Source organism: Acidobacteriota bacterium (assembly GCA_020845575.1).
Classification (GTDB): Bacteria; Acidobacteriota; Vicinamibacteria; order Vicinamibacterales; family Vicinamibacteraceae; genus Luteitalea.
Genome location: JADLFL010000019.1, coordinates 1 through 22,872 on the forward strand (window position 1 = coordinate 1; position 22,872 = coordinate 22,872).

A 22,872-nucleotide genomic window follows, 5' to 3' on the forward strand; every position below is an offset into this window, starting at 1 on the left:
ACCACGGGCGTGGGTGGCGCCGGACGGGGCCGCCCCGCCCGCGCGCAGGCGCGTCTCCCGTACAAGGGCTGTTCGCGCCGAGGACGGGTGGGGCTGTCCGGCGACAGGACCCGCGCCCCAGCGCCAGGAGCTGTCTGTCGTTGACACGTTCGGTGAAACCGATCTGGTAGCATGCTCGGCGAATCCATGTCGTCGCGCGCATACATCGGTGCTCTCGTCTGCGTTCTCCTGGGGCTGGCGGCGTCGCTGGCCGCGGTGGGCGTCCACTACCAGATCCTCACCACGCCCGACTACGCCAGCTTCTGCGACGTGAACGCCACGTTCAGTTGCACGCCTGCCTACCAGAGCGCATACGGACGGATCTTCGGCGTGCCGGTGGCCATCCTCGGCGCGGGCTACTTCGCGGCGCTGCTCGCGCTCGTCACGCTCGGCCGCCGGCTCGAGGCGCTGGCGAGCTACCTGCTCGTGGCCTCGCTCGTCGGCCTCGTCGTCGTGCTGTACCTGGCCTGGGCCACCATCTTCGTCCTCGGCACGCTGTGCCCCCTCTGCCTGGCGACATACGCAGCCGTCGTCGGGCTCTTCTTCATCGCTGGCGCCGCCGCCTCGATTCCGGTGATCGACGTGCCCGACCGCTTCTCCCGCGACATCGGTCGCCTCACCGCCAACCCCGTCGCCCTTGTCGCCGCCGTGCTGATCGCCGGCGCGACGATGGCGTCTGCCGCGTTCTTCCCGAAGGCGCCGGAGGCCGCCGCGCCTGTCGCCGCATCGCCCGCCGCGCGTGCGGCCGCCGCTGCCGCGCAACTGGCCGCGGCGCCCGCGCTCACCGACGAGCAGAAGGCGCAGATCCGCGAACAGTTCGACGGCTCGCCGCGCATGATCGTGCCGGCCGACGCCGACGGCGCCTCGGTGGTGGTGGTCAAGTTCAACGACTACCAGTGCCCGCCGTGCCGCCAGACCTTCGAGCTGTATCTGCCGCTCTGGGAGAAGTGGGAGAAGCAGGCGCCTGGCAAGGTGAAGCACATCACGCGCGACTTCCCGCTCGAAGGGGAGTGCAACGCCAGCGCGCCGATGGGGCAGCACCAGGCCGCCTGCGAGGCCGCCGCCGGCGTGCGCATGGCGCGCACGGTGGGGAAGGCCGACGAGTTCGAGCACTGGCTCTTCGCCAACCAGCCGTCGCTCACGCCCGCGAGCGTGAAGGCCGGCCTCGCGGAGGTCGCCGGCATCACCGACTTCGACGCGCGCTACGCCGGCGTGCTCCCGGCCGTGAAGAGCGACACGGCGCTCGGCGCGAGCCTCGGCGTGCAGTCCACGCCCACGTTCTTCATCAACGGCGTGCGCATCCCGGGCGGCATGGACCCGCGCGTGCTCGACTATCTGCTCGAGTACGAGATCGGCAAGACCGCCGCGCCGGCCGTCAAGTGAACGCGGGCGGCTGCCGATAACGCGGAGGTCGGGGTCCATCCCCCGGCCGTTCGCCCAGTCATGCCCGAACCCGTTCTCGTCGTCGATCGCCTCACCAAGGACTACCCGGTCGGCTTCTGGCGTCAGCGGCCCTATCGAGCGCTCGACGCCCTCACGCTCGGCATCGCGCCAGGCGAGGTGTTCGGCTGCCTCGGGCCCAACGGCGCCGGCAAGAGCACCACGCTCAAGCTCCTCATGGGGCTCGTCACGCCGTCTTCGGGGACAGCGTCGATCTTCGGCCATCCTGTGTCCGACGTGGCCGCGCGGCAGCGCGTGGGCTTCCTTCCCGAGAACCCCGTCTTCTACGACTACCTGACGGGTGAGGAGCTGCTCACGTATTACGGGCAGCTCTGCGGATTGTCGACGCCAGACGCGCGTGCCCGCACGACGGGACTGCTCGATCGCGTGGGACTCGGCGCCGAACGCCGCATGGCGATCCGCCGTTACTCGAAAGGCATGGTGCAGCGCCTCGGCGTGGCGCAGGCGCTCGTGCAGGATCCCGACCTGGTCATCCTCGACGAGCCCATGTCCGGTCTCGACCCCATCGGACGACGGGATGTGCGGGCCCTGATCCTGTCGTTGCGCGACGAGGGCAAGACGGTGCTGTTCAGCAGCCACATCCTGTCGGACGCCGAATCGCTCTGCACGCGCGTAGGGATCCTCGCTGCCGGACGCCTGCAGGCCATCGGCGGCATCACCGACCTCGTCGAGTTCTCCGTGCGCACGTGGGACCTGCTCATCGACGGCGCGGGCGACCAGGTGCGCGTGGCGCTGACGAACGCGGGTGCCACGCTGGCCGATCTCGGCGGCGGGCGCGTGCAGGTGCACGTGCCAGGGACGCAGGCACCGGAGCCGCTGCTGCAGATCGTGAGTGCTGCGGGCGGTCGCGTGCTGTCGCTGCAGCCGATCAGGGAGACGCTCGAAGACGTGTTCCTCAAGCACGTCGAAGGGAAGACGCGCGACGTGTCCGGAGGTGTGGCATGACGCTGCGTCTTCTCCGCGCCGTGGCGCTCAACACGTTCCGCGAGGCCGTGCGCGATCGCGTCTTCTACAACCTGCTGCTCTTCGCGGTGCTGCTCGTGGGGGCGTCGATCGTGATCGGGCAGCTCGCGGCGGGACAGGACGTCAAGATCATCAAGGATCTCGGTCTCGCGTCGGCGGAGCTGTTCGGCGTGGGCATCGCGATCTTCATCGGGATCCAGCTCGTGGCGAGGGAAGTCGAACGCCGCAGCGTGCACGCGACGCTGTCCAAGCCGATCGGGCGTCCGCTGTTCCTGCTGGGCAAGTACGTCGGCCTGCTGCTGACCCTCGCCGTCAACATCACGGTGATGGCCGTTGCGCTCTACGTGGTGCTGCTCGTGTACGCGAAGGTCACGCCGTCGGGCGTCCAGGCGGTGTGGACGGCCCCGGCCGTCGACCCGCGCCTGCTCGTCGCGCTCGGCTTGATCTACGTCGAGCTCGCGGTTGTCACGGCGATCGCGATGCTGTTCTCGACATACTCGTCGGCGCTGCTGGCCACCACGTTCACCACGGCCTTGTGGGTCGCGGGCCACTTTGTCGAGGACCTGCGCACGATCGAACAGGTCGGCGCGTCCGGCGCCACCACGTGGATCGCGTGGCTCGTTTCGTGGGTCCTGCCCAACCTCGCGCTGTTCAACGTCAAGGCGGAAGTCGTTCACGGCGTCGCCATCCCGTCCACGCAGGTCCTCTCCGCCGTTGGCTACGGCATCGCCTACAGTGTCGCGATGCTGCTGCTCGCCATGGCGGTGTTTCAGAGGAGAGACCTCAAGTGACGGCAACCGGCAACCGGCAACCGGCAACCGGAGAAGGATCGGCAACCGGCAAGGGGCAACCGGCAACCGGTAGGGCCGGCTCTCCGAGCTCGGCCGCCCGCTGGTGGTGGGTGGCGGCGGCGGGCGTGCTGCTGGCGTCAGCGGTGGGGTTGCAGGCGGTGACGATTCGTCAACGCGCGTCGACGGATCTGCCGGCGGTGCTGTATCTGCAGTCGCCGGCCGTGGCGCGGCGGGCGGTGCTGGGGTTCGATGCGCTGGCGGCGGATCTGTACTGGATGCGCGCGCTGCAGCACTTCGGCGCGACGCGATTGCGCGACGGTGGCGCGAAGCACTTCGAGGCGCTGTACCCGTTCCTCGATCTCGCGACGTCGCTCGACACACGGTTCAACGTGGCCTACCGCTTCGGCGCGATCTTCCTCTCCGAGCAGCCGCCCGGCGGACCCGGACGGCCCGATCAGGCGATTGCGCTGCTCGAGAAGGGCGTGGAACACAACCCGCAGCGCTGGGAGTATCACCAGGACATCGGCTTTGTGCACTACTGGTGGACCGGCGACTTCGCCAAAGCCGCCGATGCGTTCTCACGCGGGGCCGCGGTGCCCGGCGCACCGTGGTGGATGAAGTCGCTCGCCGCCGTCACGCTTGCCGAAGGCGGCGACCGCCGCACGTCGCGTCTGCTCTGGCAGGCGCTCGCGCAGACGCCCGACAACGAGTTCCTCCAGCGCGACGCGAAGCGCCGGCTCACGCAGCTCGACGCGCTCGATCAGATCGATGAACTGCAGACCGTCGTGGAGCGCGCGCGGACGTCCGGCGCAACGGCACCGTGGTCGTGGCCGGCGCTGTTCCCGTACGGCCTGCTGCGGCTCCCGCTCGATCCGTCAGGATCACCTTACGTGATCGACATGACGACGGGGAGGGTGGACGTGTCGAAGCAGTCGCCGCTGTGGCCGCTGCCGAAGGAGCCGACGGGCAAGCGTGCGCCATCGCTCGAGGCGTCCGCACCGTGACGCCGGACATCGCCGCTCTCATCGTGCTCGGCGTCATGGGGCTGCTCGTGGGCAGCTTCCTCAACGTGTGCATCCATCGGCTGCCGCGCGACCAGTCGATCGTCTTCCCCGCGTCGCGCTGCGCGGTCTGCGAGCACCCGCTTCGCTGGTACCACAACATCCCCGTGGTGAGCTGGCTGGCGCTCGGCGGCAGGTGCGCGTTCTGTCGCGCGCGCATCCACTGGCGCTACCCCATCGTCGAACTCGCCAATGCCGGATTGTGGGTGCTCCACGGCGTGTGGTTCCCGTGGGATGCCCTGCTCGTCGTGCGGATCGTGTTCGCGTCGGTGCTGCTCGTGCTGTTCTTCACCGATCTCGACTGCCGCATCCTGCCGAACGAGCTGACGCTCGGCGGAACCGTGGCGGGCGTGATCGCCGCGGCGTTCCTGCCGCCTGGACTGCAGGCGGCCTTGCTCGGCGTGCTGCTCGGCGGCGGCGTGCTGTGGGCGACGGGCACGTTCTACGAGTGGTTGCGCGGCGTGGAAGGCATGGGGATGGGCGACGTGAAGATGCTCGGGATGATCGGCGCCGTCCTCGGGTGGAAGCTGATGCTCGTCACGCTCGTGTGGTCTTCGCTTGCGGGCGGGATCGTCGGCGGCGTGATGCTCGCCATGCGCGCCGACGCGCGGACCACCGCGCTGCCGTTCGGATCGTTCCTGGCGCCGGCGGCGCTGGCGGCATCGCTGGTCGGCCAGCCGTTCCTCGACTGGTACCTCGGGTTCTATCGGTGATGCCGCTCGCCCCGATGCTCTGGCTCGTCGCGCCGCTCGTCCTGCTCGGGTTCATGCTCGTGCACGCGCTGCGTCGCGCGTCCGCACGGCGCGCGGATCTCGAAGACGCGCGGTTCCGCGGGCGCACGAGCGAGGCGGGCCTCGCGTCGGCCATGAGCGAGGCCCTCACGCGCATGCGCGGCCAGGAGCTTGCGCAGCAGGCCGAGTACGAAGCGCTCGAAGGGTTCCTGCAGCAGGTGGTGGAGAGCCTGCCCGTCGGGTTGTTCGTGCTGGGACGCGACGGCAACCTCAGGATGGCCAACAGCGAAGCGCTGCGGTGGCTCGGTCTCGGCGAGGAGGCGGAAGGGCAGGTGCTCTGGACGCTCGAGGGGACCGAGTCGATTCGCGACGTCGCGCAGGCCTGTCTCGATGCCAACGCCCGTCGCGACGTCACGCTCGCGGCGCCCGGGAAGCAGGGCGCGCCCATCGCCGTCACCGCCCTCCCGCTCCGCGCGCCATCAGGCGACGTCGACGGCATCGTCTATCTCGTCCACGTCGAACGCGTCCTGCGCTGACGGGCTGCCACCCTCTCCGCGGCTACGCCGCTACGGAGGGCAGGCAAGGGCCACCCCTGCACCCAGATCATCATTTCTGCGACGTCGCTCAGATGACGCTCGGCAGATTCTTCACTCGCATCGCGCGCGATCGAGCGATCGGCGTGGTGTGCGTGCAGCGACGCGCTGGCGCGAGGATTGCGTTGGCGTCTGGCATGGCTACGCGGATGCGGGATGGCAGGCGTGGTGCGTTGCTGCTCGAAGCGATCGTCGCTGCGGGCCTGCTCGTCGTGGTGATGGCCGGTGTGCTGCCGCTCGTCGCGCGTGCGCAGGCGACGGTGGCGGAGGTGCGCACCGATCTGATGGCGACGCACCTCGTGCGACAGCGGCTCGCGCAACTGCACACGCTCACGTACATGCGGGCGGGTGCGGCTGTCGTCACCGACGACGCGTCGCGACTCGACGGACCCGGCCCGTTCGCGCATGGTGGGACGGGGCTCACGCCGACTGGTGTCGGTCCCCTCACGGCCGACGCGCCGACGTGGGTGGACTGGCTCGATGAGCACGGAGCGTGGCAGGGAAGTGCGTCGCCGCCAACCGGTGCGGCGTACCGGCGACGATGGGGCGTGCTGGCGGCGGGAACGGAAGGCTGCCTGCGACTCTGGGTCGAGGTGGAGCCCGTGACACCGGCGCGCCGCCTGCGCGCGGCGCAGGCAGGGATGGTGCGGTGCCCATGGGGAGCGGCGGAGTCATGAGAAGCGGATTCGCGCTCCTCGAACTGCTCGTCGCGGTGATGCTGACGCTCGTGACGCTGGCGATCCTCGCGAGCGCGCTTCCGCCGGTGCTCGACGTCATCCATGCCGTGCCAGAGGCGACAGATCTCCGGCAGCGCGCCAGAGCCACCGAGCAGGTGATGTCGGGCGTCATCGCGTCTGCCGGGGCGGGGCCGAGCCTGCTCGGGATGGGGCCGCTGTCGCTCGCGATTCCGGCGATCTGGCCGCGTCGATTGCTGACCTCACCCGATCCGCCTGGCACCGCGTGGGCCGACAGGGTCACCGTCCTGCGCGTGGACCTGCTTGCTGCGCAGGCGCCGTTGGCGGCGTCGGTCCCGTATGGTGCGCACGTGCTGGCGCTCGCCTGGCATGCCGCATGTGGCGTGCACCCGTCGTGCGGCTTCCGTCGTGGCGACCTGGTGGTGGCCTACGACAGCCGCGGCGCGCTGGCGCTGGCGCGCGCGGACGAGGTGAGCGGGATGACAGTGATGCTCGACGGACCTGTGGATCAGGCGATCGCCCTGCCGGCGGCACTCGCGGTGGTCTCAGCGACGGCGCTCACCTTCGATGCGACACGCAGGCAGGTGCGACGGACCGACGGCGGTGCGCCGAGCCAGCCCGTGACCGACGAGGTCGTCGGCATGCAGGTGCGCTACTACGGCAACGCGGCACCGCCGCGCTGGCCTGCGGTCCCGGGCATCGAGACGTGTGCCGTCACCGCGGCGGGTACGCTGAAACTCGGATGGCTGGGGCCCGTGCCTGGACCTCCCATCGAGCTCACGGTGGCCGACCTCGGTGACGGTCCATGGTGTGGTGCCGGGACGTGGCGGTTCGATGCGGACCTGCTGCGCGTGCGTGCGGTGCGCATCGCGCTGCGCCTGCAGGCGTTGTCGCCTGCCTCGCGCGGTCTCTCACCGTTGTGGTTCGCGATGCCGGGGCAGGCGCGCCGGCCGGGACAGGAGGTGCGGGATGTGGAGCTGGATCTGTTTGCGCCGGCGCCCAATCTCGAGTGGTCGCAGTGACCGCGGGGTGGCGTTGCCAGGCGCAGTCCTCTTCGCGGCATTTCTGGCGGGGCTCACGGGATGGCTCGTGGGCCACGTCGTGACGGACGAGGCGATGACGCGCGACGTCGAGGACGCGGCGGCTGCGGCGCGCGTGGCAGACGCCGCGGTCGAGATCGCGGCGCACGCGCTGGGGCAGGCGGCTGACTGGTCGAACGTCGGCGCGTTGGCGTTGCCGCTGGCATGTCCGCCGGCCGCGACGGCAGTGACGCCACTAGACGAGGGTGCCGAACGCGCCTGGATCCAGGCGGAGACCGACGCCGCAGGACGATGGAGTGCCGATGCGCCACAGTGGGTATGGCTCTGGACCTGTCACGGCGCGGGCGTCCTGCACCGCTGGCCCGCACGCGGCCTCGCGCCGAGCGTCGTGGTCTGGGTGGCCGACGATCCGGAAGGGGACGGCCAGCCGCTCGCCAGCGCGAACGGGACCCTGCTGCTCGCGGCTGTCGCCGTCGCGCGCGACGGCACGAGAGTCGCCACCCGCGCCGCCATCGCCCGCAGCGCCCCGGGCGAATCCGTCCGCATTCTCTCGTGGCACGGGGCTGGTGGAGGGTGAACGCCGAATGATGGACGAAGGCAGGCTCCATCACCGGAGGGCCGGCCCTGCCGGTGCCCGGTCCGTTCAACTCCGCGCGCGTTTGGCCGATCACAGAAATGGCCTCCGTGGGCCCGTCGAGGACAATGGAGAGGTGAGGATGACAGGCAATTCGATGAAGAGCGGGCTGGTCGGCGTGGTGTGCGCGCTCGTCCTGGGCCTCGTGGCGGCTCCCGCCGCGGCGCAATCGCTGGGGGAGGTCGCTCGCAAGGAAGCGGCGCGCCGCGAGCAGCTCAAGGCGGCCGGCAAGTCCACCGAAGGCAAGGTCTACACGAATGCCGATCTCCCCAAGAGGGCTGTTGTTGCCGGTCCGGGAGCGCCCGCGACGGTCGACGTCGCGGACGGTACCGCAGACGCCTCGAGCCAGACCGACGATGAGGCCTCCGCTCCGGCTGAGAAGACCGACGCCTCCAAGCCTGACACCGACGCGAAAAAGGCCCCGGCAGATGATGAGACGGGCTGGCGGTCACGGGCCGAGCGCGTGAACAGCGCCGTGAGCGCCGCCGAGTCCGACCTGCGCCAGCTCAAGGCCCTCTCGGATCGCCTGTCGCTCGAAGCGCAGGCCAGCAACCCCGCGATCGCCAGCGCCGCGCAGGCCGAGCGGGATCAGTTGCGTGCGCAGATCCAGCAGGCACAGGACAAGGCCGCCGATGCGCGTGCCGAGCAGCAGGCGTTCCGCCAGGAGGCCGTAGTCGCGGGCGTACCACCAGGCTGGGTACAGTGACGTGAGCACGGCCACCATGTCTGCGCCCGCCGCTCCCCAGACGCGCGACACGCCTGACGTCCTCCTCGTCGACGACAACGAGGACCTTCGCTATGTGATTGCCGCGGTGCTCGCGCGCCACGGCTACCGCGTGGTGGAGGCCGGAGACGAACCGGCAGCCATCGAGGCCCTGCGCCTCCATCGTCCATCACTGGTGCTGAGTGACCTGCGTCTGCCGACGGGCGACGGACTCGGCGTGCTGCGCGCGGCCAAGGATCTCGATCCGGCGTTGCCAGTCGTGCTGATGACCGGGTACGGCGCCATCGACGAGGCCGTGGCCGCCGTGCGCGAAGGCGCGCTCGACTACCTGACCAAGCCCGTCGATCACGACCATCTCGCGCTGACCGTCAGCCGCGCCATCGAACAGCGCCGCATCGTCACCGAGAACCTCCTGCTGAAGGAAGCACTCGGCGCGCGTCACGGCGCACCGACGATCGTCGGCGACCATCCCGCGCTGACGGAGGTACTGCGCAGCCTGCGCCGCGTGGCGCCGACAGACACCACGGTACTGCTCGGCGGCGAGAGCGGGACGGGTAAGGAGCTCTTTGCGCGTGCGCTCCATGCGCACAGCGACAGGGCCGACGGTCCGTTCGTGGCGATCAACTGCGCGGCGATTCCGGAGACGCTGCTCGAGACGGAGCTCTTCGGTCACGAGAAGGGCGCCTTCACCGGTGCCACCGCCCGCAAGCCGGGCCGCTTCGAAGTGGCGCACGGCGGCACGCTCTTCCTCGACGAGATCGGGGAGATGCCGGCCAACCTGCAGGCCAAGGTGCTGCGCGTGCTGGAGAATCGCAGCTTCGAACGCGTGGGCAGCAACACGACGCTGCACGTCGACGTGCGCCTCGTGGCCGCCACCAATCGCGATCTGCGAGCGGCCGTTGCGGCGCGGACGTTCAGGGAGGACCTGTTCTTCCGCCTGTCGGTGTTCCCGATCGTCATCCCGCCGCTGCGCGACAGGCAATCGGACATCGCACTGCTCGCGAGCCACTTCGTCGAACGGTTCGCGCGCGAGCAGAACAAGCGCCCACCGCACCTGTCATCGTCGGCGATCGCGGCTCTGCAAGGGCATGCCTGGCCGGGCAACGTGCGGGAGTTGCAGAACTGCATCGAGCGGGCGGTGATTCTCGCCGACGGCGATACGGTGCACGCGCAGCACCTCAATCTCGCGCCTCCGGACGCCGGCCGTGGTGCGCCGGTCGTGCCCGTCGATCCGTGGGAGTCGATCGATCTCTCGGGCACGTTGCCAGACGCGTCGCGCCGTGTGCTGCAGGAAGTGGAGCGTCGCAAGATTCAGCAGGCGCTCGACGATGTGCGCTGGGATCACGGCAAGGCCGCGTCGGCCCTGCAGATCCCCTCGCGCGTCCTCCTCGCCCGTATTCGGGAGTTGAAGCTGGCCCCCTCCATTCGCTGATGGAGAGAAGGGGCTTCAGCCCCTTCGTCGGCGGCAGGGGCCGAAGAGCCTGTGACGCAATCGCGGGTATTCGTGAAGGCGCGGGTCTGTCGCCGGACAGCCCCACCCGTCCTCGGCGTGAACGACCCTTGTACGGCTGACGCGCCTGCGCGCGGGCGGGGCGTCCCCGTCCGGCGCCACCCGCACCGACACGCGATTCCTTCACAGGCTCTGAAGCCCCTGGCCCGTCATTCGAATATGGCCTCTGGTCTCCAGTCGAATGCAACGAGGCAGGGCCGGCCCTACCGATCTATACCAACCCGATTGCGGCGAGGCCGAGGCGGACCTGGCGTTGGTCGACGTCGGTGACGATGGTGGTGTCGCCGATGCGGGTGGGCAGGACGAAGTGCAGCGCGCCGGCGACAACCTTCTTGTCGCGCCGCGTTGCGTCGAGGATCGCTGACACGTCGAGGCCGCCGATGGCGGGCAGCGGCCCCATGCCGTCGAGCACGGCACACAGCGCGGCGTCGTCGCCGACACTCCACGTGCCGCGCGCGACGGCGATGGCCGACGCGGCGCGCATGCCGTACGCCACCGCTTCGCCATGCCGCAGCAGACGGTAGTGGGTCACCGCTTCCAGCGCGTGTCCGATCGTGTGGCCGAAGTTGAGGATGCGCCGCAGGCCGTCCTCGCGTTCGTCCTTGGTCACGACGTCCGCCTTGATCGCGCAGCACGTGGTGATCACTGGGAGCAGTGCGTCGGGCGTGCCGTCGAGCAGTGCGGGCATCGTGCGCACGCATTGTTCGAAGAGCTCCGCTGACGCGATCACGCCGTACTTGACCACTTCGTACAATCCGGCCCGCAGTTCACGCCGGCTCAGCGTGGCCAGTGCGTCCGGGTCGACCGCCACGAGCGCCGGCTGATGGAACGCGCCGAGCAGGTTCTTGCCGAGTCTGTGGTTCACGCCGACCTTGCCGCCGATCGCGCTGTCTGTCTGCGCGACGACGGTGGTGGGCACGTGCACGAGCCTGATGCCGCGCAGGTAGCTCGCCGCGGCGAACCCGGCGAGATCGCCGATGACGCCGCCGCCGACCACCACGAGCACCGCCTTCCGATCCACGCCCTGCTGGACCAGCGCGTCGTGCACCTTCCCCATCGTCGCCATCGTCTTGGCCTTCTCGCCGTCGGGGACGAGCACGGGCGTGATGTCGGAGGCGATCGACGCCAGCCCGCGGCCAATGGTGTCGCCGTGCAGGCCCCACACGCGCGGCGACGAGACGACGACGACGCGTGACGCGCGAGGGCAGGCCTCCGCGACCGCGTCGCCGAGCGAGGCGAGCAGACCCCGGGCGATGACGATGCGCGAGACCTGAGCGGACCGCGTGTGGACCTCGAGAGTATGAGGAGGCATGAGCGGCGGGAGCCGAGGAAATCCGGCTCGAAGCGGGTGGTAGGATAACAGGGTCCGCCCTGCCGAGCGTGCCGGGCAGAAGCGAACGCCCCTCCCGTGACGCCCCGACACGATTTCCTGGTGATCGGCAGCGGTATCGCTGCGCTCCGAGCCGCGCTGGCGCTGACCAGTCGTGGGCGTGTCTGCGTGCTCACCAAGGGCGAGCCCGCGCAGGGCAACACGGGCTGGGCGCAGGGCGGCATCGCGGTGGCGCTCGGCGAAGACGATTCGCCGGAGCTGCACTTCGACGACACGCTGGCGGCGGGCGACGGGTTGTGCGAACCGGAGACCGTTCGTGCGCTCGTCGTGGAAGGGCCACATTACGTGTCGGAGTTGCTCGCGTGGGGTGCGCGCTTCGATCGACTGCCAGACGGGCGCCTGGAGCCGACGCGCGAGGCTGCGCACAGCGTGCGGCGCGTGCTGCACGCCGAGGACGCGACGGGGCGCGAGATCAGCCGGGTACTGCACGACCGCGTTGCGCAGTTCCCGGCCATCACCATCGTCGATCACGCGAGCGTGACGGGCCTGCTGTGCGAGGACGGGCGATGCGTAGGCGCCGTCTATCGCGATAGCGACGATCGTCGTCACGAGGTACGCGCCGTGGCCACGCTGCTGGCGACGGGTGGCGCGGGGCAGGTGTTCGCGCAGACCACGAACCCGTGGGTGACCACGGGCGACGGGATGGCCATGGCATTCGAGGCCGGCGCGGCGATCGCCGACCTCGAGTTCGTGCAGGTCCATCCGACGGTGCTCGACGTTCCGGGGCGGGCGCGGTTCCTGTTGTCGGAGGCGCTGCGTGGTGAAGGCGCGCGGCTCGTGAACGCGAGCGGCGAGGCGTTCATGTCGCGCTACGAGGCGTCGGCGGAACTGGCGCCGCGCGACCGCGTGGCGCGCGCGATCGTGCGTGAGCGCCAACGGACCGGTGCGCCGATCCGTCTGTCGCTGGCGCATCTTGCGGATCTCGACGTCCACGCACGGTTCCCCCAGATTTCGGAGGTCTGCCGTGCGGCGGGGCTCGATCTGGCCACGGACCCGATTCCCGTGAGCCCGGCGGTGCACTACGTCATGGGCGGCGTGGTCACCGACCTCGATGGCCGGACATCGATCCCGGGGCTGTATGCGGCGGGAGAAGTGGCGTGTACGGGCGTGCATGGCGCCAATCGACTGGCGAGCAATTCGCTGCTCGAAGGGCTCGTGTTCGGGGCGCGTGCCGGCGCGGTGATGGGCGAGACGCCGCGCGTTCGTGATGCATGGCCGGCGGGGCGACTGGTCGTCATGGAATCGCTTCGACGCACCGCGGATGGATCGATGCCAGACGACCTTGACGTCGCGAGCGTGCGTGCGCGTGCCTGGCGCGACATCGGACTGGTGCGCACGCCCGAAGGACTGCGTGATGCCGAGGCGTACTTCTCGCGCGCGTACGCGGGGTGCGTGTCGGCGCGCGAGACCGGGTTGGCCGCGGCGCACCTGCGGAATCTGGTGACGGTGGCGTACCTGATGGCGCGCGCCGCACTGCGCCGCCAGGAAAGCCGCGGCGGCCACTACCGCACGGACTTCCCCGAACGTCGAGACGACGACTGGGGGACGCATTGGGGGGACAGGGCCTCCACGAGACACATATGAGCGAGCAGCAGCAGAGCAAGGGACAGGGCAACAAGGGCGGCGGCAAAGGGGAGCAGTTCGTCACGGCCATCACGTCGCAGACCGAGGACTACTCGCGCTGGTACCTCGACGTGGTGCTGCGCGCGGAGTTGGCCGACTACACGCCGGGTCTCAAGGGGTGCATGACGATCCGGCCGTACGGCTATGCGATCTGGGAGCGCATCCAGCAGCTCCTCGACGCGCGCCTCAAGGCCACCGGACACGTCAACGCCTACTTTCCGCTTTTCATTCCCGAGAGCCTCCTGATGAAGGAGGCCGAACACGTCGAGGGCTTCGCGCCGGAAGTCGCGTGGGTCACGCACGGCGGCAAGGAGAAGCTCGAGGAGAAGCTCGCGATCAGGCCGACGTCGGAGGTCATCATCGGCACGATGTACGCCAGGTGGCTGCAGTCGTGGCGCGACCTGCCCATTCTCATCAACCAGTGGGCCAACGTGGTGCGCTGGGAGAAGGTGACGCGGCCGTTCCTGCGGACCACGGAGTTCCTCTGGCAGGAAGGCCACACGGTGCACGAGACCGAAGCCGAGGCCGAGGAGGAGACGCTGAAGATCCTCGGCGTCTACAAGGAGTTCGTCGAGACCGAGCTCGCGATGCCGGTGATCGAGGGGAAGAAGAGCGACGCGGAGAAGTTCGCCGGCGCATCGAAGACCTATTCGATCGAGGCGTTGATGGGTGACGGCCGCGCGCTCCAGGCCGGTACGTCGCACAACCTGGGACAGAACTTCGCGAAGGCGTTCGAGATCAAGTTCCAGGGCCGCGACAAGGTCGAGCAGCACGCGTGGACCACGTCGTGGGGCGTGTCCACGCGCCTCATCGGCGGGCTGATCATGGTGCACGGCGACGACAGCGGCCTGGTGCTGCCGCCCAACATCGCGCCGTACCAGGTGGTGATCGTGCCCATCCCGCGCGGCAACTGGCAGGAGACGGTGCTGCCGCACGCGCGCGCGATCCGTGACCAGTTGGTGGCGGCAGGCGTCCGCGTGATGCTCGACGACCGCGACGCCTACACGCCCGGCTGGAAGTTCGCCGACTGGGAGATGCGTGGCGTGCCCGTGCGCCTCGAAATCGGCCCCAAGGACATCGAGAAAGAGCAGGTCGTGCTCGCGCGCCGCGACACGCGCGAGAAGGCGTTCGTGCCCAACGCCACGCTCGTCTCGCAGGTCGAAGGCTGGCTCGCCGACATCCAGACGGCGCTCTTCGAGAAGGCGCGGCGCACGCGCGACGAACGGACGCACTACACGGAGAGCTACGAGGAGTTCAAGGCGCTGATGGCGGGCGCGCGTCCCGGCTTCGTCTTCGCGCCGTGGTGCGACGATGCGGCCGTCGAGGCGCAGGTCAAGGCCGAGACGCAGGCCACGATTCGCAACTACCCGTTCGAGGCGCCCGCCTTCGCGGGCAAGCACTGCTTGGTCACGGGACGTCCGGCCACCGTGATGGCCTGCTTCGCCAAGGCGTACTGACGCCGGCTCAGGCGCTCGCCTCCCGGCGGGCGCCTATCCCCACAACGCGGCCGATGCCTCGGGAAGGCGTGCGGCGAGCTTCTTCGCGATCGCGTGACGCTTCGTGATGCGTTCGCGCGCGACAACGGCGCGGAAGATCGCCACGAGCTGATCGCGGAACCACGGGTCGCCGGTGGCCTGCCACGCGTCGGCCACCTCGTCGAGCACCGACGCGTCGCCCACCTGCTGCAACGCAGACAGCATGCCGACCGGCGTGTGCGCGCCGAGTTTCTCGAGCGCTTCGCGCAAATCGTAGACAGCGAGCCGGCTGCCGCGTGCAGCGAGGGCGAGGTGCGCCGTGGCGCGCACCACGCGCCATGGCTCGACGTCATCGGCCGCCACGCTCGTCTCGTGCGCGCGCACGCGCTCGATCGCGCGATGGATGGTCGTCAGCGGCGCGTCGGTGCCCGCGGCGGCAATCAGGAGGCGGAACTCCTCGGGACTGCCCGGGAGATCGCGCGCGAGGATCGCGTCGAGTTCGGCATCTGGTGCCCGGTCGATGTCACCTCCGTGCTCGCCTGCACCGTCCTGATCGCCACCTGCCGCTTCCCGCAGGGCCGCCGATGTGTCGCGACGCAGTTGCGCGCGCAGCGGTTCGACGATGTCGGTGTCGTAGGTGGAGGAGCGGTCGGCGGTGCCGGTGATGGCGTCGAAGGCACGGAGGCGCACGATGTCGGGTCGCGACGTATCGAGCAGCGTGGCAGTGAGGGCGTCGAGCGCTGTGGCTGAGACGTGGCTGTCGCTGGCGTCGAGCAGCGCCCCCATCGCGTCGACGGCCGCCGTGGCCACGTCGGCATCGTCATGAGCGAGGAACGGTCTGACTGTCGACAGGATGCCCGGATCGCCGATGCGTTCGAGCACGCGCAGCAGGCGCGGCCGATGCGCGTCAGGCGCGGCGCCGATGCGCTGGACCGCCTGTCGCAACGCGGCCCTGCCGATGATGGCCAGCCGCGCCACCGTGGCTTCGACCACTACCGGGTCCTGGCTGGTCAGGAGTTGGTCGAGCAGTGTCCTGGCTTGACCTGGGCGTGAGGGCGGCACGGCGAGCCGATCTTACCGCGGCTCGGGGCCTGGTCGCGGAGGGAGGGCCGGCTCTTCGAGCGATGGCCGGGGAAGGCAGGCCCGGCTCTCCGAGCCCGGCCGTCCTGGGAAGGGTGTGGCGCAACGCAGAAGGGGCCCGACCAGCGTGTCGCTGATCGGGCCCCTTCTGCGTTTCAGGCTACCGTGCGGCGCCTACTGCGTGACGCGGACCGTGAGGGCGGCGCGGCGGTTGAGGCGACGCGTCTCCTCGCGGCTGTTGTCGTGCTTGGGCCGCTCCTCGCCGTAGCTCACCGTGCGGATGCGGTCGGCACCCACGTTGCGGGAGGAGAGGTAGTCGCGCACCGAGTACGCACGGCGCTCGCCGAGCGCGAGGTTGTATTCGGCCGTACCGATGTTGCAGGTGTGGCCTTCGACCTCGATACGGAGCTCGGGGTTGTCGACCAGCGCCTTGATCGCCTCGTCGAGGATGCGCGTGGCTTCAGGCCGCAGCGTGTAGCGGTCGAAGTCGAAGTGCACGTCTTCGAACGTGTAGTCCTTGATGGCGGGCTTGACCACCTGGATCGTCACCGTGTCGCTCACCGAGCCACCCTTGCCGTCGGTCACCGTGACGGTGCAGGGGACGGGGCCTTCCTGCATCGGAGCGGTCCACAGCGTTTCGCGGTTGGCCGGCTGCGCGATGGTGCCGGCCGGGCACGACCACGAGTAGGTGAGCGGATCGCCATCCGGGTCGCTCGCGTCTGCCGTGATCGTCGAGCTCTTGCCGACTTCGACCGTGCACGGGTTGCAGCGCGCCTTCACCGTCGGCGGGCCGTTCTGCGCCACCGGCGGGGGGGGCGGAGGCGGCGGGGGCGGCGGGGCCGCGAACGCCGTGGCGACGCCAGGGTGGAAGCCGATGCGGAACTGCAGGCCCCAGCGATCCGACCCCTCGGACGACGCGCCCGAGTAGAGCTTGGAGCGCGCGTCGTGCGCGAGCGCGTACACGGCGCCGCCACCGACGAAGAAGCCCTTCTGGCTGAACCAGGTGGCGCCGATGGCCGCGTCGAGCGGGCTGCGGATGGGCCACGTGCCGTCGCTGACGCTGCCGTCGAAGGCCGTGAGGCCGCCCGACGTGAGCGAATCATCGAAGTAGCGCTCGCCGAAGAGCTCGGCCGTCAGCTTCAGCCCGCTGCGCGTCGGCAGGCCGAGGCCCACGCCGTACCGCAGGCCGTTGCTCTGGTTCGTGAGTTCGGCATCGGCGCGTGCGGCGAACCCGACGTAGCCCGACAGGTCGGCGCGCTCGTTGATTTCCTTGCTCAGGATGTAGTCGACGAAGAAGTCGGCCTGGCCGGAGCTGGTGCCCTTGGTGGACGAGCCCGTGGGCAGCTTGACCATCGCCTTGAGGGCCATGGCCAGCGGGGCGTCCTTGGCCTGCGACATCAGGTTGACCTTGCCGCCGACGTAGAGGTCGCCGAACGTCGTGCCCGACCAGCCCTGCTTGACCAGCGGGTAGTCGTTCACCGGACCGCCGCCTGCACTGCCGGGCGTGAAGACCGGCCGGATGTCGCGGTCGATGCGGGTGACCGTGGACAGCGCGGCGAACAGTTCCGCGCGACCGCCGACGCCGTACCCGACGGTGACCGGGAAGAAGCCGATGTCGGTGAAGCCTTCCTGGCGGTCGAAGTTCGTGTAGTAGATGCTGCCGGACCAGCGGCCGGCCGGCAGGACCTCGCCGAGCGGCACGAACCACAGACCGGTGTCACCCTGGAAGGTCGGGGCGGCCGACCGGGTTTCGGTCACCACCAGGCTCGCGGCAGGATCCTGGGCGGGCGTGGTGGCCGCGGTCTGCGCGAACCCTGCAGGCGCAGCCATCGCCAGACCCATCGCGGTGGCGAGACTTACCCTGAAGAGGCGTGTCATGTGCGTGTCCCTCGAATTCGTGTGCGTATCCAAAACGTCCTTACAAGAATCGCTTTCGCATAGTACCGGGCCCGGAGAGACGCGTCAAACCGATCCGTAAGGAACTACGGATCCGTTCGCGCGCGCTTCTTGAAGAGCCAGGCGACGCCAATACTGACGCCATACAGCCCGATCATCGGCATGGCGACAAGAAACAGTGAAAGCGGGTCGGACCCCGGCGTGACGATTGCGGCCACGACGAAGATGAGCAGGATGGCGTACTTGGTGTGCTTGAGCAGGAACTTCGGCGTCACCAGCCCCACGCGCGCCAGGAACATCACCAGCGTGGGCATCTCGAACACGAGCCCGAGGCCGAGGGCCATGCGCACGTAGAGCGAGAAGACCGGCTCGATGCGCGGCGCGAACTGCACTGTGTCGTCGGCGAAGCTGCCAAAGAAGTTCCACGCCGCCGGGAACGCCACGTAGTGCGAGAACGCGCACCCGAGCGTGAAGAAGATCGACGACATCATCACGAACGGGATCGCGAAGCGCTTCTCGTGCGCGTACAGGCCCGGGGCCACGAACGCCCAGACCTGCCACATCAGATAGGGCATCGCGAGCAGCAGCCCCGCCAGGGCCGCCATCTTCATGTAGAGCATGAAGGCTTCGGTGGGCTCGGTGTAGATGAGCTTGCCACCCGCCGGCAGGATCGCCGCCAGCGGCTTCATGATGAAGTCGAAGATCTGCTCGATGAAGGCGATGGCGGCCACGAACCCGACGAGGACACCGACGAGCGCCCGGATCAGGCGCTGGCGCAGTTCATCGAGGTGTTCGAGGAACGACATCTTCCCGCCGATACCCCCCTCTTCTTCCTCCTCGTCACCGTCTGTCGGGCGGGGAGGGGGCGGGGCGGCGGGGACGGGAGACAGGGACATGCGGGCTCGTGGCGGGACTACACGTCTGCGCCGCGCGGCGTGGTGTCGGCCACCTGCCCGCGCGTTTCGTCCTGCGCCCGATCGTAGAAATCGTCGGTGTACGGATCATCACTCGCGGCGGGGGCGGCCTCGACCGGCGGCGTGTCCGCGACGGCGGTCGAGGCGACTGCCGGTGCCGCGGCCACGGCGGGCGCCGGACGCGGCGTGCGGTCCTTCTCTTCTTCGACCCGGATTTCCTCTTCCAGGGAATTGCGCAGCTCGTTGGACGCCTTCTTGAACTCCGAGAGGGACTTGCCGAGAGACTTGCCGAGTTCGGGCAGCTTGCGCGGGCCGAACACGATCAGGGCGATGACGAAGATGATGACCAGCTCCGGCATGCCGATGGGACCGAACATCGTGACGCTCCAGGGATTTCGAAGGGCGGCCTCGTGCGACGAGGCTGCGGCGCAGACAATCCCGAATTATAGGAATGCCGTTCGAGCAGGGTCAAATGACAGCGGTGTCATCCGATCCGGCAACGGGCAACGGGCAACCGGCAACCGGGCTTCATCGCCGCCGGCAACCTCGGGTTGGAGCGATGGGAATGTGTCCGGTTGCCGGTTGCCTGTTGCCGGTTGCCGGTACCTCCCGTGTTACGCTCGAATGTCATGTCCAAGCACCGCGCGTTGCCTGCGGTCCTGTTCGCCGTCACCGTCTCCGCGCTCGTCGGAGGCGTGCTCGGACGGCGTGCGCAGGCCACCGCGGATCCCCTGACCGATCGCTACCGCGTGTTCACCGCGGCGCTGGCCGCCGTGGAGCAGGAGTACGTCGAGGACGTCGAGTCCGACCGCCTCGTCTACAGCGCGATCACGGGCATGCTCCAGACGCTCGATCCGCATTCGAGCTTCCTCGATCCCCGCGCGTACGCGCAGATGCGCGAACGGCAGGAAGGCCGCTACTACGGCCTCGGGATCACCATCTCGCCCCTCGACGGCGACATCACGGTGATGGCGCTTTTCGAAGGGTCGCCCGCCTACAAGAAGGGGATCCGCCGCGGCGACGTCATCGCGCGCATCGAAGGCGAGGACACCAAGGGGTGGACGAGCGATCAGGCGGTCAAGCGACTGCGCGGACCGAAGGGCACACAGGTCAAGGTCGGCCTCCGGCGCCAGGGCTATCCCGAACTGATCGAACTCTCGGTCGAACGCGACGAGGTCCACATCCCCACCCTGAAGGGCGTCTTCATGATCGGCGCCGACACGGGGTACATCAGGCTCAACGATTTCTCGGAGACCACCGACCGCGATCTCGGTGAGGCGCTCGACTCGCTGTCGGCCAAGGGCATGAAGCGCCTGCTGCTCGATCTGCGCGACAACCCTGGTGGGCCCCTCGATCAGGCGATCAAGGTGTCGGACCGCTTCCTGCCCAAGGGTGACATGGTGGTCTACACGCGCGGGCGCACGCGCAATTCGGATCAGGACTACCGCGCGGCCGATCCCGGCGATTTCGGCACCATGCCCATCGTCGTGCTGGTGAGCCGGAGCAGCGCGAGCGCCGCCGAGATCGTGTCGGGGGCACTCCAGGATCACGATCGTGCGCTCATCGTCGGCGAGACGACGTTCGGCAAGGCGCTGGTGCAGTCGGTGTACCGGATCAGCGAGGGTGCGGGGCTGGCGCTCACCACGGCACGTTATTTCACGCCGAGCGGCAGGCTGATCCAGCGGCCCTGGGACGGCACCTTCGACGAGTACCTCACCTACTCGCTGCGCGAGCAGAAGGCCGACGCGCCGCACGATCCGGCGAACCTGAAGCTCACAGACGCGGGTCGCAAGGTGTACGGCGGTGGCGGCATCGAGCCGGACCAGTACATCGCGGGGCCCGTCGAGGGGTTCGACCCGACGCGCTTCGGTCGCGCCCTCTTCGCGCGCCAGGTGTTTGCCGACTACGCCGGCCGTTACACGGCCGAAGGCGACACACGCATCAAGGGCAACGGCCAGGCCCGTACCATCACGCGCGGGTTCACCGTGGACGACGCGATGGTGGCCGACTTCCGCGCGTATCTCCAGTCGCGCAAGGTCCGCATCGACGACGAGGCCATGAAGACCGACGACCAGTTCATCAGGGCGATGATCCAGTACGACATCGACCTGGCGCTCTTCGGCGTCGAGGAAGCCCGCCGCAACCTGATCGCCCGCGACCCGCAGGCCCAGTTCGCCCTCCAGCAGTTCGAGGAGGCCGCCCGCCTGCCCCTGCTCGACGGCGCATCCACGTCCCGGAGATAGACCGATATCTTGTGGTCTGGTTGGCCGCTTGCCCCAATTAGTAGTTGCCTGCTAGACTCCGCGTCTGCTTTGCCGGTGGCCTCAGCATTCCAGCCTGCCACCGCAGGACCGTGCCCGACATGCGTCTCAACCGCCTCGAAATCAACGGCTTCAAGAGTTTTCCCGACCGCGCTGACCTCGCCTTCGATCTCGGCGTGACGGCCATCGTCGGCCCCAACGGCTGCGGCAAGAGCAACGTGGTGGACGCCATCACGTGGGTGCTCGGTGAGCAGAGCGCCAAGAGCTTGCGTGGGGAGCGGATGGAGGACGTCATCTTCGCCGGCAGCGATGCCCGCAAGCCCACGCACACCGCGGAGGTGAAGCTGAAGATGAGCGGCGTCATCTCGCGCGTGGGTCTGGACGATCACCCGCAGCGCAAGACGGTGGCGCAGGAACTCGAGGAGTCTGTCGAGACGCTCACCGAGGACGTGGTGCTCGCGCGCGACGTCGAGGTGTCGCGGCGGCTGTATCGCTCCGGCGAGAGCGAGTACCTGATCGACGGCCACGTGGTGCGCCTGCGCGACGTGCAGGATCTGTTGATGGACGCGGGCCTGGGCGTGAAGGGCTACGCGGTGATCGAGCAGGGGAAGATCGGTCAGATCCTCGCGGCCAAACCCACCGAGCGGCGGCAGTTGATCGAGGAAGCCGCGGGCGTCACCAAGTACAAGACGCGCCGCCGGCAGGCCGAGCTCAAGCTCGAAGCGGCACAGCAGAACCTCACGCGCGTCGACGACATCATCTTCGAGCTCGAGAAGCAGCGCGGATCGCTCAAGCGCCAGGCGGCCAAGGCGCGTCGCTACCGCACGCTGCGCGAGGAACTGCGGCAGTGGGAGAAGCTGCTGTTCGGGCAGAAGTACCAGGCGCTGCAGGCGGCGATGACATCGGCCGTCGAGCGTCTCGAACAGGTGCGCGGGCACGAGGCGGGGCTGTCGGGGCGCGTGGCCGAAGTGGAAGCGGCGCTCGAGCGGCTGCGCATCGAACTGACGGAAGCCGATGCTGCGGCCAACGCGGCGCGGCAGTCCGCGCACGCCAAGGAACTGGAGAGCGGCCGCCGGCAGCAGCAGCTCGAGTTCGATCAGCAGCAGGTGCAGTCGATCGGGGCCGCCCTGGTCGGCATGCACGAGGAGATCGCACGTCTGCAGGAGCGTATCGGGCCCGCGCAGGAGGAACTCGACGCCCGTCGCGCGGCCGGTGCGCAGGCCGATCGCGAACGCGACGCGGCCGAGGCGCGCGTCAAGGACGAGGACGTGGCGGTGCAGCGCGCCGCCGCGGAGATCGCGTCGCTCGAACAGCACGTGGAGAAGGCGCGCGGCGATCTCTACGCCGGCATGACGCAGGTCAACACGCTGCGCAACGCCATCGAACGCGCGATCGAAACGCGCGATCGCATCGCGCAGGAGCTCGGGCGCATCGAGGTGGAGTGCGACGACCTGCGCGTCGAGCAGGAAGCCGCGCTCACCGAGCGCGAGCGCGCGAGTGGCGCGCTGCGTGACGCGCAGGCGGCGCTCGAACAGGTGCGCGGTACGCGCGCGACCAGCGAGGCGGCGCTCGGCACCGCCCGCATCGAACGCGAATGGCGCGAACGCGACCTGCGCACGCGTGAACGCGAGGCGGCGGCGCTGCAGGCGCGGTTGCAGTCGCTCGAGGAACTCGACGCCGCACGTGCCGAGTACGGCGAAGGGGCGCGCCTGTTGCTCGCCTCGTCCGAGAGCGGCATCACGCACTTCGGATCCGTGGCCGACGCGCTGGAAGTGACGGGCGACCACGAGTCGGCCGTTGCCGCGTGTCTCGGCGAAGTGGTGCAGTACGTGGTCGTGCCGGACATGGCGGCCGTGCAGGCCGGCCTTGCCTTCGTGCGCGATCGCGACGCGGGCCGCGTGGGCTTCCTGGTGGCCGACGACCTCGTGCCAGACGACGTCGTGGCGCCGCCCGTCGCCGGCGTGCGTCCGCTCAGCGACATCGTGCGCGTC

20 protein-coding genes are annotated in these 22,872 nt (G+C 69.4%); 15 read left to right on the forward strand and 5 right to left on the reverse strand.

Annotated features, from left to right (window positions below; genetic code table 11):
* Window positions 1–186 precede the first annotated feature (186 nt).
* From IT182_05750 to IT182_05800, 11 genes are all read left to right on the forward strand, one after another.
* Window positions 187–1,422 (forward strand): thioredoxin domain-containing protein, encoded by a 1,236-nt coding sequence (locus IT182_05750; GenBank protein MCC6162835.1) that lies wholly within the window; start codon window positions 187–189, stop codon window positions 1,420–1,422.
* Window positions 1,423–1,482: 60 nt separating this feature from the next.
* Window positions 1,483–2,445, forward strand: coding sequence for an ABC transporter ATP-binding protein (locus IT182_05755; GenBank protein MCC6162836.1), 963 nt, complete (start codon window positions 1,483–1,485; stop codon window positions 2,443–2,445).
* Window positions 2,442–3,254 (forward strand): ABC transporter permease, encoded by an 813-nt coding sequence (locus IT182_05760; protein ID MCC6162837.1) that lies wholly within the window; start codon window positions 2,442–2,444, stop codon window positions 3,252–3,254. The genes IT182_05755 and IT182_05760 overlap by 4 nt, the downstream gene beginning before the upstream one ends.
* Window positions 3,251–4,258 (forward strand): hypothetical protein, encoded by a 1,008-nt coding sequence (locus tag IT182_05765; protein MCC6162838.1) that lies wholly within the window; start codon window positions 3,251–3,253, stop codon window positions 4,256–4,258. The genes IT182_05760 and IT182_05765 overlap by 4 nt, the downstream gene beginning before the upstream one ends.
* Window positions 4,255–5,028 (forward strand): prepilin peptidase, encoded by a 774-nt coding sequence (locus tag IT182_05770; GenBank protein MCC6162839.1) that lies wholly within the window; start codon window positions 4,255–4,257, stop codon window positions 5,026–5,028. Before IT182_05765 ends, IT182_05770 begins: the two co-directional genes overlap by 4 nt.
* Window positions 5,025–5,582, forward strand: a complete 558-nt coding sequence (locus IT182_05775) for a PAS domain-containing protein (GenBank protein ID MCC6162840.1) — start codon at window positions 5,025–5,027, stop codon at window positions 5,580–5,582. The genes IT182_05770 and IT182_05775 overlap by 4 nt, the downstream gene beginning before the upstream one ends.
* Before the next feature lie 92 nt (window positions 5,583–5,674).
* Window positions 5,675–6,316, forward strand: coding sequence for a type II secretion system protein (locus IT182_05780; protein ID MCC6162841.1), 642 nt, complete (start codon window positions 5,675–5,677; stop codon window positions 6,314–6,316).
* Entirely contained in the window at window positions 6,313–7,356 is a 1,044-nt protein-coding gene (locus IT182_05785; GenBank protein ID MCC6162842.1) for a type II secretion system protein, read from the forward strand. The genes IT182_05780 and IT182_05785 overlap by 4 nt, the downstream gene beginning before the upstream one ends.
* A gap of 13 nt (window positions 7,357–7,369) precedes the next feature.
* Window positions 7,370–7,951, forward strand: a complete 582-nt coding sequence (locus IT182_05790) for a hypothetical protein (GenBank protein ID MCC6162843.1) — start codon at window positions 7,370–7,372, stop codon at window positions 7,949–7,951.
* A 139-nt stretch (window positions 7,952–8,090) separates the two neighbouring features.
* Window positions 8,091–8,714 carry a hypothetical protein gene (locus IT182_05795; protein ID MCC6162844.1) on the forward strand — a complete coding sequence of 208 codons (624 nt, stop codon included), beginning with the start codon at window positions 8,091–8,093 and terminating at the stop codon, window positions 8,712–8,714.
* A 1-nt stretch (window position 8,715) separates the two neighbouring features.
* Window positions 8,716–10,164, forward strand: a complete 1,449-nt coding sequence (locus tag IT182_05800; GenBank protein MCC6162845.1) for a sigma-54-dependent Fis family transcriptional regulator — start codon at window positions 8,716–8,718, stop codon at window positions 10,162–10,164.
* 289 nt (window positions 10,165–10,453) lie between these two features.
* Here the strand turns inward: IT182_05800 and aroB are convergent, their stop codons facing one another.
* Window positions 10,454–11,554, reverse strand: coding sequence for a 3-dehydroquinate synthase (gene aroB, locus IT182_05805; protein MCC6162846.1), 1,101 nt, complete (start codon window positions 11,552–11,554; stop codon window positions 10,454–10,456).
* A 96-nt stretch (window positions 11,555–11,650) separates the two neighbouring features.
* Between aroB and nadB the strand changes: the two genes are divergently transcribed.
* Entirely contained in the window at window positions 11,651–13,216 is a 1,566-nt protein-coding gene (nadB, locus tag IT182_05810; GenBank protein MCC6162847.1) for an L-aspartate oxidase, read from the forward strand.
* On the forward strand, window positions 13,213–14,712 hold the full coding sequence (locus tag IT182_05815; protein MCC6162848.1) for a proline--tRNA ligase: 1,500 nt from the start codon (window positions 13,213–13,215) through the stop codon (window positions 14,710–14,712). Before nadB ends, IT182_05815 begins: the two co-directional genes overlap by 4 nt.
* A gap of 33 nt (window positions 14,713–14,745) precedes the next feature.
* On the opposite strand, the gene IT182_05820 is transcribed toward IT182_05815, so the two are convergent.
* The 4 genes from IT182_05820 to IT182_05835 all read right to left on the reverse strand — a co-directional run bounded on the left by IT182_05820 (window position 14,746) and on the right by IT182_05835 (window position 18,997).
* Complete coding sequence (locus IT182_05820; protein MCC6162849.1) at window positions 14,746–15,792, reverse strand: HEAT repeat domain-containing protein; 1,047 nt, start codon at window positions 15,790–15,792, stop codon at window positions 14,746–14,748.
* A gap of 192 nt (window positions 15,793–15,984) precedes the next feature.
* The gene (locus tag IT182_05825; GenBank protein ID MCC6162850.1) at window positions 15,985–17,688 is read right to left on the reverse strand and encodes an OmpA family protein; all 1,704 of its coding nucleotides are present in this window, start codon (window positions 17,686–17,688) and stop codon (window positions 15,985–15,987) included.
* Between the two features lie 104 nt (window positions 17,689–17,792).
* On the reverse strand, window positions 17,793–18,602 hold the full coding sequence (tatC, locus tag IT182_05830; protein ID MCC6162851.1) for a twin-arginine translocase subunit TatC: 810 nt from the start codon (window positions 18,600–18,602) through the stop codon (window positions 17,793–17,795).
* 17 nt (window positions 18,603–18,619) lie between these two features.
* Window positions 18,620–18,997, reverse strand: a complete 378-nt coding sequence (locus tag IT182_05835) for a TatA/E family twin arginine-targeting protein translocase (protein ID MCC6162852.1) — start codon at window positions 18,995–18,997, stop codon at window positions 18,620–18,622.
* Between the two features lie 252 nt (window positions 18,998–19,249).
* Here IT182_05835 and IT182_05840 point away from each other — a divergent pair, with 252 nt between their 5' ends.
* Together IT182_05840 and IT182_05845 are read left to right on the forward strand one after the other, a co-directional pair.
* Entirely contained in the window at window positions 19,250–20,863 is a 1,614-nt protein-coding gene (locus tag IT182_05840; GenBank protein ID MCC6162853.1) for a S41 family peptidase, read from the forward strand.
* A gap of 119 nt (window positions 20,864–20,982) precedes the next feature.
* Window positions 20,983–22,872 (forward strand): AAA family ATPase (locus tag IT182_05845; protein ID MCC6162854.1); only part of this gene is annotated, 1,890 nt, incomplete at its 3' end.